This window comes from Paenibacillus sp. FSL W8-0919 (assembly GCF_038003785.1).
Taxonomy (GTDB): domain Bacteria; phylum Bacillota; class Bacilli; order Paenibacillales; family Paenibacillaceae; genus Paenibacillus_AQ; species Paenibacillus_AQ lactis.
In genome coordinates, this window is record NZ_JBBOPV010000001.1 from 6466913 (window position 1) to 6485505 (window position 18593).

The 18593-nt window shown below is 46.1% G+C and carries 16 protein-coding genes and 1 pseudogene; 2 read left to right on the plus strand and 15 right to left on the minus strand.

What is annotated here, in order from left to right; translation table 11 throughout:
• Positions 1-220 precede the first annotated feature (220 nt).
• The 6 genes and pseudogenes from NST44_RS29310 to NST44_RS29335 form a co-directional block, all read right to left on the minus strand.
• Positions 221-913 (minus strand): annotated as a pseudogene (locus tag NST44_RS29310) (MMPL family transporter); the annotation flags it as partial.
• A 49-nt stretch (positions 914-962) separates the two neighbouring features.
• On the minus strand, positions 963-1637 hold the full coding sequence (locus NST44_RS29315; protein WP_340901317.1) for an MMPL family transporter: 675 nt from the start codon (positions 1635-1637) through the stop codon (positions 963-965).
• Positions 1598-2329 (minus strand): MMPL family transporter, encoded by a 732-nt coding sequence (locus NST44_RS29320; protein WP_340901318.1) that lies wholly within the window; start codon positions 2327-2329, stop codon positions 1598-1600. Before NST44_RS29320 ends, NST44_RS29315 begins: the two co-directional genes overlap by 40 nt.
• Before the next feature lie 193 nt (positions 2330-2522).
• Positions 2523-3119 carry a TetR/AcrR family transcriptional regulator gene (locus tag NST44_RS29325; protein WP_007130955.1) on the minus strand — a complete coding sequence of 199 codons (597 nt, stop codon included), beginning with the start codon at positions 3117-3119 and terminating at the stop codon, positions 2523-2525.
• An 814-nt stretch (positions 3120-3933) separates the two neighbouring features.
• Positions 3934-4065, minus strand: coding sequence for a GrpB family protein (locus tag NST44_RS31120; protein WP_373872046.1), 132 nt, complete (start codon positions 4063-4065; stop codon positions 3934-3936).
• A 397-nt stretch (positions 4066-4462) separates the two neighbouring features.
• Complete coding sequence (locus NST44_RS29335; RefSeq protein ID WP_007130957.1) at positions 4463-5056, minus strand: TetR/AcrR family transcriptional regulator; 594 nt, start codon at positions 5054-5056, stop codon at positions 4463-4465.
• 88 nt (positions 5057-5144) lie between these two features.
• On the opposite strand from NST44_RS29335, the gene NST44_RS29340 reads away from it, so the two are divergent.
• Together NST44_RS29340 and NST44_RS29345 are read left to right on the plus strand one after the other, a co-directional pair.
• On the plus strand, positions 5145-5855 hold the full coding sequence (locus tag NST44_RS29340; protein WP_007130958.1) for a GAP family protein: 711 nt from the start codon (positions 5145-5147) through the stop codon (positions 5853-5855).
• Positions 5856-5886: 31 nt separating this feature from the next.
• Positions 5887-6099, plus strand: coding sequence for a hypothetical protein (locus NST44_RS29345; protein WP_007130959.1), 213 nt, complete (start codon positions 5887-5889; stop codon positions 6097-6099).
• Positions 6100-6190: 91 nt separating this feature from the next.
• Here NST44_RS29345 and NST44_RS29350 read toward each other — a convergent pair whose 3' ends face one another.
• The 9 genes from NST44_RS29350 to NST44_RS29390 all read right to left on the minus strand — a co-directional run bounded on the left by NST44_RS29350 (position 6191) and on the right by NST44_RS29390 (position 18234).
• Positions 6191-7105: an NAD(P)/FAD-dependent oxidoreductase gene (locus NST44_RS29350; protein WP_007130960.1), complete on the minus strand. Its 915-nt coding sequence runs from the start codon at positions 7103-7105 to the stop codon at positions 6191-6193.
• A gap of 129 nt (positions 7106-7234) precedes the next feature.
• Positions 7235-7426, minus strand: a complete 192-nt coding sequence (locus NST44_RS29355) for a metal ABC transporter permease (protein WP_306437000.1) — start codon at positions 7424-7426, stop codon at positions 7235-7237.
• Positions 7427-7601: 175 nt separating this feature from the next.
• On the minus strand, positions 7602-8495 hold the full coding sequence (locus NST44_RS29360) for a class I SAM-dependent methyltransferase (RefSeq protein ID WP_007130962.1): 894 nt from the start codon (positions 8493-8495) through the stop codon (positions 7602-7604).
• Positions 8496-8554: 59 nt separating this feature from the next.
• Positions 8555-12253: a magnesium chelatase subunit H gene (gene bchH / locus NST44_RS29365; RefSeq protein WP_007130963.1), complete on the minus strand. Its 3699-nt coding sequence runs from the start codon at positions 12251-12253 to the stop codon at positions 8555-8557.
• A gap of 39 nt (positions 12254-12292) precedes the next feature.
• Positions 12293-14344 carry a VWA domain-containing protein gene (locus NST44_RS29370; protein ID WP_083832636.1) on the minus strand — a complete coding sequence of 684 codons (2052 nt, stop codon included), beginning with the start codon at positions 14342-14344 and terminating at the stop codon, positions 12293-12295.
• Entirely contained in the window at positions 14280-15218 is a 939-nt protein-coding gene (locus tag NST44_RS29375) for an ATP-binding protein (protein WP_007130965.1), read from the minus strand. The genes NST44_RS29370 and NST44_RS29375 overlap by 65 nt, the downstream gene beginning before the upstream one ends.
• Before the next feature lie 85 nt (positions 15219-15303).
• Positions 15304-16131: an ABC transporter ATP-binding protein gene (locus NST44_RS29380; RefSeq protein WP_007130966.1), complete on the minus strand. Its 828-nt coding sequence runs from the start codon at positions 16129-16131 to the stop codon at positions 15304-15306.
• Positions 16128-17129: a FecCD family ABC transporter permease gene (locus NST44_RS29385; protein ID WP_100085244.1), complete on the minus strand. Its 1002-nt coding sequence runs from the start codon at positions 17127-17129 to the stop codon at positions 16128-16130. Before NST44_RS29385 ends, NST44_RS29380 begins: the two co-directional genes overlap by 4 nt.
• Positions 17119-18234: an ABC transporter substrate-binding protein gene (locus NST44_RS29390; protein ID WP_244152733.1), complete on the minus strand. Its 1116-nt coding sequence runs from the start codon at positions 18232-18234 to the stop codon at positions 17119-17121. Before NST44_RS29390 ends, NST44_RS29385 begins: the two co-directional genes overlap by 11 nt.
• Positions 18235-18593: the final 359 nt, after the last annotated feature.

Below are 18593 nucleotides of genomic sequence, written 5' to 3' on the forward strand. Positions count from 1 at the left end.
GAGGGGCAATGAAGAATTCATAAGCATAGGAATTCGGCCCCCCTTTGGATGGTTATCTGGACAATAACTAATTCCATTTTGAGGCAGTGAATTCCTTTTATTTTTGATCAAAACCCTGATTTTTTCAGGGGTAACTAATTAACAGTGAGCAACATTCAACATGCATCGCATCGGGAGTTTGTCTTCATTCTGGAAAGCTGCAGAATGCTACTTTCTTGATTTATTCTTCATTTCTTTCTTTATGCGTAATAGACTCTCCTTCTACATCTATATTAGGAAGAATTTTATCTAACCACTTCGGAATATACCAAGCTGATTTTCCCATTAGAGTCATTACAGCAGGTACTATTGTCATTCTGACAATAAACGCATCGAAGAATACTCCAAAGGCTAGTGCCATTCCAATTGATTTAATCATCGCATCAGGATTCATCATAAATCCGAGAAATACTGCCATCATAATAAGAGCTGCAGCAGTTACTACTCTACCGCTGTCTCTCATTCCATATAAAATAGCTTTACGACTATCTCCAGTATGCATATAACTCTCTCTCATTTTACTAACTAAGAATATTTCATAGTCCATAGCTAGTCCAAACAATATCCCTATTGTAATAACAGGTAAAAAGGCTAATATTGGAGATTCCGATGGAAATCCAAAGAAATTAATGAAATGCCCATCTTGAACAACAAATACCATAAATCCTAATGTTGCTCCTAATGAAAGTAAGAATCCAACTACTGCTTTCAACGGTACTAATAGTGATCTAAAGACCATTACTAAGAGTATATAAGCAAGACCAATTATTAAGGATGCAAATAATGGTAAAGCATCATTCAATTGCTGTGATATGTCAATGTTCATAGCCGTGCTACCTGTTACCATTAATGCAATATCATGTTCTTTTTCTGTTTCTTTAGATTTGTCTCTAATAAGATTTACCAAATCCTTTGTTTCTATATCATCCGGTCCGGATTTCTGGTGTAATTTGAATCATAAAAATTTCTCCGGAAGGTCCAGGTATAAGTGGTGATACAGATTTAATATCTTTTAAATCACTAATTTCTTTCACTATTTCTCCAATAACTTGAGGTGTTTCCTCTGTTACTTTACTAACTTTTGCAGCAACAACTAATTGTGCATTAAAGCCTTCTCCATACCCTTCCGTTAGTAAATCATATGCTCTTCTTTCCGTCATTTCCGTTGATTTAGCTGTTCCATCAGATGGTAGCCCCAAATTCATATGGAAGAAAGGAATTGTAAGAATTGCAAGGAATGCAATGGATACTAGCGATATAATGATAGGATGTTTAGTAACCAATCTCCCCCATCTATTAGCTTTTTCTTCGTCTGTTCTATTCTGACCATTGATTTTTTGCCAAAATCTACTTTCCTTTGCAGGCGACAATTGGTGGCCTATCATACCTAAAATTGCTGGTAAAGTAATAATCGAAATAAGCACGGCTGCCAGTATACTAATAGCGGCTGAAACACCCATAAGGGTTAAGAATGGAATTTGAGCTACAGATAAACCCAATAGTCCAATAATAACAGTCAAACCTGCAAATACTACAGCACTTCCAGATGTTCCTATGGCTATTGAAATTGAATTGTTGATGGCATGTCCCTTTGCCAATTCTTGTCTGAATCGTGTAATAATATATATAGTGAGTAGTCAATACCTACCGCTAAACCCAACATAGCTGCTAGAATTATAGAAATAGAATTCAAATCAATAAAGTAGGCACCAATCATAATACCTAATAAGCTAATTCCTAAACCTAATACCGCTATAAGAATTGGTAAGCCTGCTGCAATAAATGAACCAAAAGTAATTGCTAATACAATAAATGCAACCACTACTCCAATTACTTCATAAATTCCTTCAAACTGTATGCTAGAGAAGGTAATATCTCCTCCCATTATTTCTGTCTGAATACCTGCATCTCTTGTTATTTCAATACTATCCAAAATGTATTCTTTCGATTTTTCTGACACTTTGTCAGCTTCTAACGCAAACGTAACTTGTGCGTAACCAATTGTTTTATCTTCATTTAAGTTGTTCAGCTCTATCGGTGATTGAACACTTGCTACTTTCGAATCTTTACTTATTTCATTAAGTACTTCCGTAATTTTGCTTTGGACATCCTCTGATTCCAACGTTCTATTATCTGGTGCTTTAAATACGATGTTTACAGTTGATTGTTCGGAAGTACCTGCAAATTCTCCTTTAATCAAATTGGCTGCTTTTTCCGCAGGTGTATTGGGAATAGTTAGTTCTCCATGAAAAGATGGTTTTAAACTCAGTACTAATACTGCTAATATCATCAAAATTCCTACAGTGCCAAAAAGTACCGCTTTTTTTATGTGTTGCTGACCAATTTCCTAATTTATAAAGATACTTTGCCAATGTAATCTCCTCCTGTATTTCCTGTCTGTATATGTGCTAAAACAACCAAATTGATAAAATAAACACCATGAACGATTGTTCATTTTTGTTTCAAAAAAATATCCACATTATTTAAATGTGAGACATTTCTTTAAATCGGCTTTCAGTACCGTGAAATGAGAAAAACATCAACTGGTCAATGAGGATGCTAATTTTTTCCCCATCTTCTTGAGTCTTTAAAATGGTATATAATCCTTCTACAAAGTTTGTTGATAGGACATAGAAAATAAATGGTTCTTTCACAATGCTTTTATCTTCAAAACGAGAGAATATTTCTTTTTGAATAATATTATGAAGAACATCCACGACCTCGTTTTTAAAGTTCTCATATTTAGATCCCTTACTCTTACCGAAAAGAATTAAGACTTCTTTACTGTTTCCTGTAAAAATGTCCAAAATCCTATTTTTAATTTCAATCAATTTTTCATTAGGGTTAACATCAGCAACAATAATTTTATTGATCGTAGCAAACAAATCGCTATAAACCGATTCTACTACAGAATTAAACAAATCCTCCTTATTCCTAAAATATTTATACACTGTACCTAATGCAGTATCTGCGTTACTGGCTATATTTCTAACGGATGCACTTAAATAACCCTTCTCTTTAAATTCATCCAATGCAGCTATTAAGATTCGTTTTTTAATTTCCTCTTTTAAATATTGCATTCGTGAACCTCTGTTCATTTTTGAATAATATATATTTTATCATGCATAAATCTACTTGTAAACCAATTTAATTAATTGAGTTTCCGCAAAAATGGATGGCATGTAATTACGGAGGTGTGTATCTTAAGAAAATCCCCCAAAACAGAGATGAAAAGTGGGAAATATTACCTGAAAACAGCAAAAAACCTCCCTTTGATTGGTATAATTTAAGTACCGCCAAAATTAATCTAAACAAAAATGTAAATTATTAGGGGTTTTTAACATGTTCCATTCCACCACAGATGTGTATGTAACAAAACGGGAAACGATACATTTTGCAAAAGACCTGGTATCCGAATCTGGTCAAGTCGAATCCAAATTTATTACCCAAACCATTTACTGTCTGTTGAAGTCCAAAAGTGTGATTCTTAGAAATATCGCAGTCGCCTTGAATGAATTCATTCAGGTAAAGAATACAATTGATCGATTAAGTCAGAATCTGCAACGACCGTCTCCGTCGCTCACCACCCGCTATGCGAAATAAATGGTGAATGCACTTGATGAGGACGCGTTAATTCTGGAGGACGACTCCGATGTGATCAAACCGTATGGTCGAGCATTCGAAGCGTTGGGGCAGGTCAGAGACAGCTCGAATAAAGATTACAAGATTGAAAAGGGTTATTCGGTCACGGAAATAGTCGGTTTGACGCCCCGCAGAAGCAACCCGTCAACCTCTTCTCTCGGATCCATTCTTCCACAGAGAAGGGATTCAAATCAACAAACGAAGTGCTGTTAGAGGGACTCCGTCACGTCATCGGCCATTTGAAAAAGTAGGCTACATTTGTTTTTGACGGGTGTACCCTTCTTCCTCAAAGTCGGAAACGTAGGCCGTTTCGTCAGCTGAATTCTCTACTACCAGCAACATATCGATGATTGGCTTGGCCCGGCACCGAAGTATATCCAACATGCTCTAATTGCAGAACCTTGTTGCCAAGTATTGAACGAATTCGTTCGGCCTCTTGCTCGAAACGTTTCTGAAGCCTTTCCTCACTGGCAGATGCCATTGTCGAATGGTCACGATACGGTGTCAAATATTCCACACCGCTTTCTTTCAGATAAGATATGGAATCGCAGAACTCTCTAATATACCACAAGCGTATATGTAAGCCAAAGCATATACCTTGCCCTCGACCCTTTAAACGGCGTCAGCAGCTATTGGTTCGCTTAACTCGATACTCGTTGGAAGACTTTTAGAAAAAGACAAAAAACTTTTTGACTCCTTCGGCTTTTATAGTGGGACCTGCTTCTTTTCATTGTCGATTTCTTCAACAAGGTTTATTTCGAATCAAATGTTAACTTAATATTTATTGGTTGCAAAGTTCTTTTAAGTGGTGAGTAATAATTTGTTCCGTTTTTTCAATGGTGAATATATCCGGTCTTAATAGAGCATGTATGGATAAACCTTCAATGACTGCAGAAAGCCTTAATTTTTCTAATTCAATATCTATGTCTTTTTTTACATAGCCTGCCTTTATCAAGATTTCAAGCAGTGCCTTCATTAAAATGTATTCTCCTTCGATGAGTTCATCTTTTTTCGTGTTCAAAGCTGCACTTGTAAGTGAACGAATGACGAAAACCAGCCATACGCCAGCTTCAGCTTGTTTATCCCGATCTACAGGAACCAATTCTAACAACGTTTCCTGTACCGCAATGAAAGGGTCTTGTGACCATGATTTATTCTTCGACCGTTCTTTCCCGCGAGCAAGAAAATAATCCATGATAAATAATAGTAACTCATCCTGGTTTGAGAAATAATGTCTCAATGCTCCGGCAGACATTCCAGCCTCAGATGCGATTCTGCGGATAGATGCTTTTTCAATACCTTCGGTTTCAATAATTTTCCAAGCCGTTTCAGCGATGAGCTTTCTTTTGTGATCATGATCAACAATTTTCGGCACTTCAAATCACCTCTTGTTTTATTTAACACACTGTGTTATTATTATTTTATCACAGTGCGCGAAATAAATAAATAAGGAGGATGTTTAGGTGATTGAAATCATTGAATCATTAATTCCTGCCAACATAGATTTCACAACAGCACTCCTCATTATTGTGCTCTGTGCTGTCATTGATATTTTAAGCCCCGGGGTATTGGCGATTACAGCTTATATCCTTCTCATACAAAAAGAAAAAACAGCATCGCGATTGATCGTTTTTTTATTTTCGACACAATTTTGCTATTTTATAATGGGTATCTTGGTTTATCTCGGAGTTGAGCCGATTCTTGGTATTATAGAAAGCATGGCGAACAATCAAATTTCAAGTTGGTTTTATACGATACTTGGAGTCGCCTTTGTACTCATTAGTTTTTATAAGCCTAAAAAAGGGATGGAATCCCGATTTTTGGAATGGTTACCTACGCAAGTGTCTATAAGAGGGATGATCATACTCGGTATTATTGTCTTTGCGATTGAGTTTACCACAGCTTTACCGTATTTTTACTCGATATTACTAATGGATGGTTTAGCGTTTCATACGGGTTTGTCCATTGGCATTTTACTTGGCTATAACGCGATTATGGTACTTCCTTCAATCTTACTATTGATCGTGTTTATACTATGTAAAAACTGGATAATGAATCAGCTTGAACAACTGCGATCAAAATTAGTAAAAGCTCCGTTGTCTTCTGTATTAGTCGGAGTGGCAGTTATTGGGGCGATTTTATTCAATATTGGCATCAGGGGAGTTCTATCTTGATATTCGTTATGTAAAAAGGAGATGTAGCGTTATGAAAGAGATTGCAAGCGGTGCAAGTTTACTTCTATTGCTTCAGGGAGTTGGAGGTATCATAAATCGATTGGCAGGCGGGGGACCAGGTTGGTTTCTCGTCAATTACATCGATGCATTGCAAGGATATGAAATAATAGCCAGTATAATTTTAGTGATATTGGGAGCAATTATTGGTGTGGGTTCTCTTAAAATAAAGGATAAAGTTGACTAACCTATTATGTCTTGATCCTCACCCTTGAAGTTTATTCTATGAGCATGATACTTGGGTGAGGAAGGCTCGTAAAGTGTTCATGGTTATTCAATCAAACGTTGCTCTTCCGCCATTCTTCTTGATTTAATTCCCCGTTTATTGCAGCTGCGGATACAGCACCTGAAGCAGCTGCAACAATAGATTGGTGTAAGTGTGTAGTTGCATCCCCTGCTGCATAAACACCAGGTACACTAGTTTTTCCAAACTCATCGACTTCAATGATTCCAGTATCCAACATCCGGCAACCAAGGGCAACTGGCAAATCCGATCCAAGTTCCAATTCCGGCTTGAAGAAAATCCCTGTGCACGAAATTTCCGTCCCATCCTCAAGCTTGATATGGCTTACCATGCCTTGATTTGATTGGATTAAATGTATTGGTGCATTAAATACCGGGATATTATGTGCGCGCAATTCTTCACGTTCTGCTTCACTCAATTCATCGGGACCATTTGTACAAACTACTAACTGCTTCGACCATCCAGAAAGCAATGGGACAAAATGCATTAATGTCGCTCCTCTGTTTATGACAACTAATTGCTGATCCCTTAGTTCCCAGCCATCACAATACGGGCATACAAACGCACTCTTACCATAGACCTCTGCCAACCCTGGTATGCCAAGATCACGATCCTTCATTCCGATAGCAAACAGCAGTTTACTAGCGGCTATCTTCACCCCCGAAACAGTTTCCAACAAAAATTGTCCATCTTCCCCTTCTATCAACCTGACGATATCTTCCAGATGTGAAACCGATGGATAAGTGCGAAGCTGTTCTTTCGCAATTTTTCGAAAGTCATGTGGGCTAATGCCATCACGTGTTAAAAAGCCATGAGCCTCTCTAGTCACTGCATTACGCGGTTGGCCCTCATCAATAATCAATGTCTTCTTTCTAGCACGTCCTAGTACAAGTCCAGCACTTAAACCTGCAGGACCTCCTCCAATAATAACAACATCAACTTCCTTCATGATTAACTCCCTCCCACTTCGTTTAACTTTCCATACGAGATGTGATTACTCAGTATAATGCATGGGCTTATTTTCAAAATGGCAAATCTACGGCGTAAACTCGATTTGTCATTTTCTGCATATTTCATTCTAGACTTGACTTTTATTAAATAGTCTATCCAATTTCAAGTAATCTAACATGTACTTTGCAAGTGTTATGACTGAAAAAATCAACATTAAAATTAATGTGATGGAAGCGCCGGGTGGTGTACCCAATTCATAAGAAGCGACTAAACCACTTAACATGCCAACAAGCGCAATGACCATTCCATTTAATATGATAAGTGTTGTTTTTCAAAGGCAAATACAATCAAAGTACACGCCTCTTTCTTCATCCGCCTGAATATCATGCCCATCTGGATCAAAAATTCCCGCACTTCCGGAACCGCCATTGTTTCGTACAACGCGTCCCTTATGCGGGAACTCATCTGATGTAGGCGCTTTGGTTGATTCATCCTCATGAATAAGTAAACATGCTTTGCTCTTCTAACTGAATGAGCACTTTGCCGAAGCGCCCTCCTTGTTTGATTGGGATCGTTTTTCCAGGATAAGTTTGATCCAGATAATCTTCAATGATGGCCTGCGTATTCTCATCTACTGGATAATTGTAAAAGTTAAGCCAATGTAAAACCTCTTGAATGGCTTCCGCACGAGACACAACCCTGGCTTTCATTTCTCGTGTGACGAGTGAATGAAAGGCGTACCCTTTTAGATAAAGCAGCTGTAGCAAATACATCATCTCGGAGTTTTGATGCTTGTTGTATGAATGGTTTAACAGCGGTAATATTTCAAGGGTGAGGCTGTGTTCTTTAGGACCTGCCGCTAGGCTGATATAACAAAATTTTCGAGCGCAGCTGATCACTTTCTCCACCATCTCCCAGTCTGTGATCGCCGGGCACATTGACACAAAGACAAAATCAAAAGCTTGGTTCCAGCCTAATGTCTTCGTATCCATATCTTCAAAGGCTGCGCGCACGATCTTTACCTTACCGTCGGCCCATTTTTGATTGTTGTGCTCCAATAGTTCTGTGAACGGAAGCGACGGCTCAACGGCGGTCACATCTGCTCCTCTTTGCGCAAAGGGAATAGAAAATATTCCAGAGGCCGCTCCGATGTCGAGGACAGAGGCGCCATTAAAATTTACGCCTTGATTTTCCAACCAGCCGATAATACGTGCTGACCGTCTTCTTCCTTCATCGTTGAACGATTGCTCATTGTAGTTTTGGGCCGCGATGGCGCCAAAAGTGAATCTCGGCTCGATCCCTGCTGATTTCATCAAGTTTACACCTGTCGTTTGGTCGTCCTTCCAAGCTTGTTCCCAAGCAGCTTCGTTGCGTAAGATTTCGATCATCTAGGTAAACACCTCATTTCTTAATTTAAATGGATTTCAGCTTATGCCTCAAGCTGTTCTCATTCCCCTTCCAACTCTCCTTCAAGCTCTAGGTATTTCTGCCGCAGCTGATGCAGAACTTGTTCATCCGGTGTCCAGTATCCTCGCTGCTCGCTTTCCAGCAATGTTTCGATCATCGCATGGTAAGCCCAACGGTTGTTGTCCTGCAGCTTCCGGCTAAGTGCTTCATCAGCCATATAGACGTCATGCAGACGATCGAATACCCAAGGTTCTACTTTTCCAGTCGTGGCTGCAAGTCCCAGTACATACTCGAATCGGCTGGCCATTTCCTTTGCGCCATGATAAGGATGCTTCAAGAGATCGTTGATCCATTTCGGGTTCGTTAAGCGAGTCCTTACTCCGCGTGCAATCGCATGTTCGGCAGATTCTGTCTTGATTTGCTCCCCTGTCGTATCCGTAATATGAATGTCTGCTTTACGACCTTTCATCACTTCCACAGACTTTGCCAAGCCGCCAAAATACTCATAATAGTGGTCAGAATCCGTTACTTCCCATTCATGACTGCTGCGAATTTGCGACACAATATCCACCTCCAGCATATGTGACCGGTACAATTCCGGCTCCGCCTGTCCTCGCGCTAGTGCGCTGTATACATGCTGCTGGCTGTCCGTGTATGCCGCTCCGAGCTCAGACTCCTCGTTCCATAGCTTCGTCTCGATCATCCGCGTCACCGTCGTGCCATACTCTCCTTCTGCCGGGCCGAAGATGCGGGCGCAAGCTAAGTCATGCGCTTGACTTGCCTCATATCCAGCAGCAAGCAGCTCCTCCTCCATGCTTCGTGTATGAGCCTTGAACCAATTGAGCTCATCAGGTTCATCCAGCTCCGAAACCTTGCGGAATAGGTCATGTAATTCTTCCAGCAAATTCGGAAACAAATCGCGAAAAACCCCAGTAATATGCACCATGACGTTCAAGCGCGGTCGGCCTAATTCCGCAAGCGGGATCACTTCATATTCTGTACGGAACGTTCCGACTCCCCCGCCAATGCGAACCCCCATATAATGCAGGATTTGCCCGATGGTTTCCCCTTGTGTGCGCGACGTCTCAATCCCCCAGAGGATGACCGCCGTCGTGTGCGGGTAGTCCCCGTGCTGCTCGCGATATTGCTGTATGGAGTTTTCGGCGACAATCGCCCCCCGTTCAGCAGCTGTACGGCTGGGCACTAAGCGGGGATCGAATTGGTACAGATTGCGTCCGGTCGGCAATATTTCAGGTGTTCGCAGCACGTCACCAGCGAGCTTAGCTGGAACGTACCGGCCTTCCAACGCCCGCATCAGCCCTTCTGCTTCCTCATTTTGCAATGATCTTAGGTAAGCTTCGTAACCGTACTCGAGCGAAGCTTCCAACTGCTTAAGCCAATCTGGATGTTCACTCTTATACATGTCCGGGATTGCCTTGTTTGACACATAAGCGGTCACTAACGCATTCGCTTCCTCATCGAGCTGGCGCAGCAAGCTCACATGCTTGCCCGAAGTTAGCGCATCCGCCCGAACGCCTTGACGTTCAGCGAGCAGTCCGCGAATTGAGCGAATATTTCCCCGCTCGTGGCGAAGCACGAATTGCATATGGTTCAAAGCGACTTCAGGAGAATAGCTGTCGCCAAGCACATGCAGTCCACTAGGGATGAGCGAACGCTGCATGCGATAGAGCTCCTCCTCCATGTGTTCTACGGTCTCCGCGGAGAAGTCAAGCGACTTCGCTACCGCCTGCAGCTCTTGTAGAATCGCCTCACATCGTTCCGGCGCGAGCTGCTTCGCTTCACGATATTCGTGCAGCAAGGCTTCAAGCTCACGCCATTCGCCATACAGCTCAGCTTCAGTAAAAGCCGGCGCCTGATAGCCGATCAATACGGCATGGCTGCGCCGCTTGGCGATCATCGCTTCGGACGGATTCCCTACGTAATAGTAGTACAAATTTGGCAAATCCCCGAGTAAGTCATCCGGTACACAGTCCCCAGACAGAGCGGCCTCTTTCCCCCGCTGAAACTCTAAGGTGCCGTGTGTCCCGATATGGACGATGGCATCCGCTTGAAACTGTTCACGAATCCATTGATAAAACGCAGTATATTGATGCGTAGGTAGTAACGAACGATCGTGCAGTGACTTCTCTGGATCCTCATGGATACCGCGTGAAGGTTGCAGGCCGATAAACACTTGGCCGATCATTAGACCGGGTATGAGAAAGGAGCCGTTGTCCGTCATGATGTCACCAGGCGGCTGACCCCAGCGGCTTATCGCTTCTTCTCCCCATGAACGACCGGATAGCTTCTGTGTGAAATGGGGATCCGCATAACGGATCAACTGACTCGAAGCTTGAGGATCAGACCATTTTGCGGAATTGACTAGACCGCCCTCTATAAATCTGGCACGCAGCTCCGCCGCTGACAGTTCCTCGGTATGATATCCTTGCTGCTTCAGCCAGCTCAATAAACGTGCTATCGATTCGAATGTATCCAAGAAGGAACCGCCGAACACCGTTCCTTCGCCTGGCGGATAATTGTAGCCAATGAGCGCCAGCTTCTTCTCTGCATTGGGCTTGCTCCGCAGGGCAAGCCAGCGGCGGATGCGATCTGTCAAGCGTTTTGTCCGTTCAGGGATAAGTGCAAGTCGCTTTAGCGGAACGTTTAGCTCGGCGTCTTCTCCTTCTTCCTGCAGTGCCGCTATCGGAAACATCTCCACGCTCCCGTCAAGCTCCGGAAGCATGACCTGAACGAGTAGCAACGAAGGCTCAAGTCCACTCGCAGACTGTCTCCATTCTTGTTCCGTTCTACTGTTCAACAATAGCGGATGCAGCATCGGCACATCGAGCTGTTCCAGCATCTGCACAGCCCCGTCCTGATTTCCTCCGCCGGGACCAATCCCAAGTCGGAAAGGCAGCAGGTTCACGATAAGGTCGACTTGGTGACCGTCGCCAAGTAGCAACTCGCGCAGACGGTCGAGCGGAATGTTCATCACTGAAGGAAACGCGATCGGCATGACGTTCACGAAAGCCTCCAATTGTTCCTTAAGCTGCGCAATACATTCTGCGGTATCGAGCGGATTGCTATTCCCAAGATATAAAATCGCGACATTCGGCCGACCTTCGTCGTAGCGATTGCTTTGCCGGTAGCTGGCTGCAGACGAGTAAACCGTGCGACTGCTCGGCTCCATAATCGTTAACTCCCGAACATATACCGGCTCCTTAGGCTCCGGCAACAGATGGCAGCCGCCGTATTCACGGCCTGCCAGACAAAGCAGGCCGAGCAAATTGTCAGTACCTCCGCCCCGCCAATATTCGGTAAATCGAACGTAGTGTTCATAATCCGCCTTACCCTCATCCATTCCTTCTAGCGGCAAGGACGTTGCCGCATGTGTATGCCCTTCTTGTCTAGGCAAATTTGCAAAGGTCAGACTGCCTAGCCTGAGCAGCGAAGCGATCTCAGCGGAGTTGCCGCCAAGCGGAACGATATGAGCCGTCCCTTTGCTTAGCAGGCTACTCAACCATTCGACAACGTCCTGGCGGACGCCATGTGCATCGAAGATGACAAGGTCAGCTCCAACAAGCGTGGCTTCCACGTCCTCAAGCTCGTCGATCTTCCGATTCCCTAAATCGATGATGGTCAGATGCAGCTGATTTTTCTGATTTTGATCAAGCAATTGATATGCTTCAGACAAATGCGACAACGTCGTTTCCCCGTTTGTGAGTATGGATAGCTTCAACGCGCCATCCTCCTTTCCGTAATCCATAAATCATTATTTTTAGATCAACGTCCGTACAGCTCGTTCGATACTCCCAGCCTCCAATTGTTCTAACCGGTAATACCGCGCTTGCATCGCTTCCGCCAGCTTGCGGGCATAGCCGAATCGTACTACACCATCCTCCGTATCGATCACAAGTGTGCGTATGCCAGCCGCTGCGATGCGTTGTGCAGCTTGCAGGCTTTCCTGCCATGGATCACCTGCCGCTTCTGCGCTGACGTTCGCCTTTCCATCGGTCATGACGATCATCGCGGGGATGAGTCCACTTCTTCTATTTAACAAAGGGCGGATCGCCATAAGTCCCTTTTCCAGTCCAATACCTAGCGGAGTTTTCCCGCCAGCTGGCAGCGTCCTCAATTTGCGTTCCGCGAGCTCTACACTGCGTGTCAACCCGAGCAGCAATTCAGCTTGTTGATCGCGAAAGGCAATCAAGCCCACATGGTCACGCTGCCGGTACGCATCACGAAGTAAAGACAATACCGCACCTTTGACAGCCTTCATTCTCTTATTTGCATTCATCGAACCGCTGGCATCGACGACGAATAGCAAAGCAGTTCCTGTCTTGTTTTCCCTAACCTTCACACGCACATCACTCGGCTCAATCCATAGCTTTAAGTTCGTGTTATATGAACTTGATTGTTGCTTACGTATCCGCTGAAAGGGAGCCGCCATACGAAGCGTGGCATCAAACGCAATGTCTCTTAGAGGGCCGCGTGGCATCGCAGCCCGCACATATCGACCGTTTACCGTTCCTACTGACGCTTGATTTCGTTTCCCAGTTTGCGCTTGTTTCATTGGATGCGGCGAGGTAAAGACGAATGGCTGCACAGCGATTTCCCGTCCAACGGCTTCCACTACAGCCCGCGCCTCTGAGGAAAGAGATTGTCTACTATCGGCTTCGCCGTTGTGGTCGCCCCCAAGTTGTGCAGGCGAAGCGAATTGTGACCGGTCAACTTGCTCGCCGTTTGTCGCATTATTCTCTCCTTCCGCTTGGCTTTCTCTTTGGCTTTCCTTATCGCGATGCGATCCTGGTGATGGATGATCGCCATTCGAATCATGCTTCGTTTGCTCTTGATCCGGCAAGTCTCCAGGCGACTTCCCTCGCGACACTTCCGGTTGAGATGCTGCACGCATCCGGTGCGGCAGCACAAAGCCCGCCGCTTCTTGCAGATGTTCCTGTGTCGTCTCGCTAAGACCCTCCCAAGCTGTGATCGTACGGACCGCTTCGATCAGCAGGATGTCCGCGCGGTGTCCCAGACAGCCAGCTTCCTCAGCGATTTCGGCAGCCAAACGTAGCAGCTCTCCATCAATATGTACAGCAGGCAGCCGAGTCCTAGCCGCTGCGATACGTGCTCTCAATTCCTTCGTTTCCGATTCATAAGCTAGGCGAAACGACTCAGGATCTTGTTCGAAGGCGAGCAAGCGGCTTGCGATTTCCGTTCGCTCCGCAAGGTCCGCCGAGGTTTCCAGTCGCACATATAGCCCGCAGCGATCAAACATCGCCGGCAGCGGCTTCCTATCGTCCGGACTCATAGCTGCGAACAAGCAGAATGCTGCACTGTCAAGGCCACTTCTTCGCTCAGAGCTCTTGCGGACATGCCCATGCGCGGGCTCGCCCGCCACATTGTCGCCAGCAGTCAGGACCGCTTTCATTAACCTTTCGGGCATGATATGCGCATTGTCTACCGTGACGATGTGCCCATCCGCAGCTGCAAGCAAGCCGGGTACAAACGTTCGTTTGCCGCTGCGGACAGCAGCTGCCATATCCCAGTCGCCCCAAAGCCGTTCCTCATCCACGTTCAAAGGAATGTTAATGACGTTAAGTTCCGGCAGAAGCTCTGTAACACCATGGATGAGCGTGGACTTCGCCGTTCCTGGTGGGCCTGCCAGCAGCACCCCCTTTAATCCCGGATTTACAGCATGAAGCAGCAGCGCCTTTTGCGCACGTTCTTGACCGACTACAGCACAGAACGGATACAAGTGAGGCTTAACTTGCATGGGTGACCTCGGACAGAAGGTCGCCGAGCAGCTCGCGTATCGTCTCGTGGTCATATGCTCCCTCTTCGAACGGCCGCTTGCGCATGCGATGCGGCATCACCATCATCGCCGCTTCTACCATATCGTCTGCCACGATCTGCGTTCTTCCCTGGAATGCAGCCATCGCCATGGCGGTTTTCATTAACATGATATCCGCACGATGTCCGTCTACCTTCAGCCGAATGCCGACTGCGGCGGTCCATTTCAGTAACTCCTCGGACGGTTTGATCTGCTCGAGCAGCTGACGCGCTCGTTCTATCCGTTCCCGAAGCTCTAGTTGTTGCGGCTCATAACGTCTTCGGAATTCGTCTGGATCTGCTTCGAATGCTAGGCGCCGGCGAATGACCTCCATTCGGCTCTCCACATCTCGTTCCCCATTCACCTCTACTGAAAGCGCGAAGCGATCCAGCAGCTGCGGCCGCAGCTCCCCTTCCTCCGGGTTCATCGTACCGATCAAGATAAAGCGGCTCGGATGCGAGTAGGAGACGCCTTCTCGCTCAACGGTGTTCACCCCCATGGCTGCTGCGTCGAGCAGCGCATCGACGATCGCATCATCGAGTAGATTGATTTCATCCACGTACAAAATATGTCCATGCGCCTTCGCTAACAGTCCCGGCTCGAACTTTTTCTCTCCTTCTCGAATCGCATGCTCGATATCCAATGTGCCGACGACGCGATCCTCCGTAGCATATACGGGCAAATTCACGACGCTCAGCTCCGGCATTAAGTCCGCGATTGCGCGTACGGCCGTCGATTTGGCTGTGCCTTTCTCCCCGCGGATCAAGATGCCGCCGAGCTTCCGATTGACAAGATTAAGCAGCAGCCCTTTGCGCATCAAGTCCTGTCCGACGATTGCCGCGAATGGATATACGTCTGCTTTCCCCTCCATGTTGATCCTCTCCTTTGTAAATGTTTTCTATTAAGTGAACTGAACAAGGCAAAATCTGCACATATACACGAAATCAAGACATTCGTTATTTGACTGCCGCGATTGCGGGTTGAGCTGAGAAATCCACCGCTTCAAGCAGCCCTTCGATATGGCAATGCATGCGACCGCTTCGATCATCCCTTCCTACGCTCCCTCTCACACCGAACACATCGCGCAGCATGCGATCGGTGATGACTTGCTCCGGCGGTCCGCTGGCATACATTTCGCCAGCTCGCATCACCAACAATTCATCGGAGCAAGCTGCAGCATGGTTGAGATCGTGCAGGACCATGACGATCGTAATGCTATATTTGCGATTCAGATCGTGGACTAGCTCCATAACCTCCCACTGGTGATTGACATCGAGATAGGTCGTCGGTTCATCTAATAAGATTAGCCCCGATTGCTGTGCCAAGGTCATGGCAATCCATACGCGTTGCCGTTCTCCGCCGGATAAGTTAGACAGCTTTCGCTCCGCGAAGGGTAGCGTTCCGGTCTGAGCCATGGCCCATTCGACAATCTTCTCGTCTTCCTTGCGCTTTGCGCCCCATACAGGCTGATGAGGAAAACGTCCGTAACTGACCAGCGAACGCACGGACACGTCCGGCAGAGATGCTTGACTTTGCTGAAGCATTGCCATATGCCGTGCCAACTGCCGACGGGGATAGCTGTCGAGCAGTCTGCCTTGCAAGAGCACCTTTCCTTGCGCAGGCTTTAATTGACCGGCGCAAGTTTTGAGCAAGGTGCTTTTGCCGCTGCCATTCGGACCGATAATGCTGTAAATTTTTCCGACCTCCACCTGCCAATTCAGCGAATCCAGCACCGTACGGTTGTGAAGCCTCACGGACACGTCTTCCAAGCGTAACAACGTCATCTCGCTTCCCTCCTTAGCAAATATAGAAAGAACGGCGCCCCCAAAGCTCCCATCATAATGCCGACCGGCAGCTCCAAAGGAGCAAACATCAAGCGGGCGAGTGTATCGCAAAATGTCACAACGGCCGCTCCAAGCAGCACGGATGCAGGAAGTAAGAACCGATAATCACTGCCGATCAGCAAGCGGGCTGAATGCGGAACGATCAGACCGACGAAGCCGAGCAGGCCGACGACGCTGACCGCGCTTGCGGCAAGCAAGGTAGCGAGCGCCGTCAGGAAGAAGCGAGCTGCTTCCACCGACAAGCCGAGGCCGCGTGCATTGGAATCGCCAAGGGCAAGTATATTCAAATGCGAGCTGCCAATGAACGCCAGGCTCATGCCAATGAGCGAATAAGGGAGAATGATTTCAAGCTCTGGCCAGCTTTTGGCGGACAAGCCGCCAACCATAAACACGAGGGCACCGTTCACCCGATCGCTGAAGAAAATTAACAATGCGGAGATGCCAGAGCCGAGAAAGGCGGACACGGCCACGCCTGCAAGTATTAGGCGCACCGGCTGTACACCGTCCTTCCAGGCAAGCAAATAAATGATGGCGGCAGCTCCGGAAGCGCCAAGAAAAGCGATAGGTGTCAGCATCGACCATAGATGTGGAAATAAAATGAGAACGATGATGCCGAATAATCCTGCTCCAGATGACACGCCGATGATGTGCGGATCTGCCAGCGAGTTCCGCATCACGCCTTGCAAGAGTGCACCGGACAGTGCCAGATTAGCTCCAACGAGCGTGCCCACTAACGTGCGAGGCAGCCGAATGTTCCACACAATTTCCTTCATTGGACCGTCATAACCGTGAAAGACATATAACCAAATCTCTGACAAAGAAATGCGGACTGCTCCGGTACCGATGCTGAATCCAGTAGCGAGGATTACCGCAGCCGTCAAAGCGACAATGACTAGAACGCCTTTGGACATCGGAACACGGAAAGCATTAATGACCATTCTCATATGTATTCGGATAAACAAGTTTAGCCAAATATTCGACCGATTCACTTAATCGAAATCCCGGGTTTGAGAGAAACCGATCAGACGGCAAGATGACCATACGGTTTTCCTTCACCGCACGCAGCGATGTCCATGCAGGTTGGCTGGCCAGATCGGATTGAATTTTCTTCTCCCCATCTTCTCGCGCCCCGTGGATCAGAATAAAAACATAATCCGGATTTAGCTCGACGATTTTTTCCAGACTAAATGGTGCAGTCGACGGACTGTCGCTTGCTGCTTCCCATGTTTCCGCCAAATTGTTCATATGCAGCATAGTTGCGACCTCGATTCCGACGGTATCTTGCCGCTGCACAGAAAGGCTGTTAGGGGTCACGTTCAGCATGATGAAAGTTGGTGCATCACTGGCCGGTACCCGGGCAGTCCATTCACGAATTTCCTGATCCAAATCGGCAAGTGCTTCCCTAGCTTTGTTTTCCGTCCCAGAGAGCTGACCGAACAACACCGCTTTTTGTTGCAAATCTGCATATGTACTCAGATTGAACAGGGCGAACGGCACGTTACTCGCATCCAAAATCGCCGTTAACTCACGGTGAAACACCACAGAGCCGATCACGAGATCAGGCTTTAAAGCAAGTAGCTTCTCCGTATTGACGGTCGTCATTCCCCCGACTTCTTCGATTCGCTCCGCCTCATCCGGCACCGTTCCACCCGGTGATGTGGCGTGGGCAATGGCGTGACCGTCAACCGAATAAAGCAAATCCAATAGCTGCGGCGATAGGACGATGATGCGCTGTGGTTGCTCAGGCAGCCGAATCTCCCTTCCAGTGTCGTCTTCGAACGTGAGAAACGACTCCCTTTCCTCCGCATCATGAACAGATACAGGTCTAGACTCCGCTGACGGCGATAACTCCAATGCATCACGATTATTGTCGCTCGCAGGATTGGACGGCGCTGCACAACCGGATACGAACATAACTCCTGCTAGCAGTCCTCCGCTCCATTGGCGAAGTAAATTTTGCCGCTTGTATGCATGCATCACTTTGAACCTCCTGTCTTTTGATTCATACAACACTTCACTCAAAATAATATTAATCGTAATCATTACGATTAACTCATGCATATTGTAACAGCGCCTACTTTTATATGTCAACTACTTCGTAATGTTTACTATTAATTTTTTGAAAATCAAAAGGACTTGACGGTTACAAAGGTTCCACAAGGTTTAGGTGGGAGGATGGCAAATATGCTGTAACGCCACCTCTATCGATGCCCCACCCTTTAATGCGTAGCTTGCAAATACATGACGGAATGTATGGCTAGTAAAATCAATTAATTCGTTGTTCTTATCTCGGATATTATGCTGTTTAATCTATGGTCGCAAATGATTCTTATTCCAATTTGAATGCGAAGCCAATCCAACCGGGTAGCCTTTTTTGCTTCTATTTCTTGACAGGAACAAAT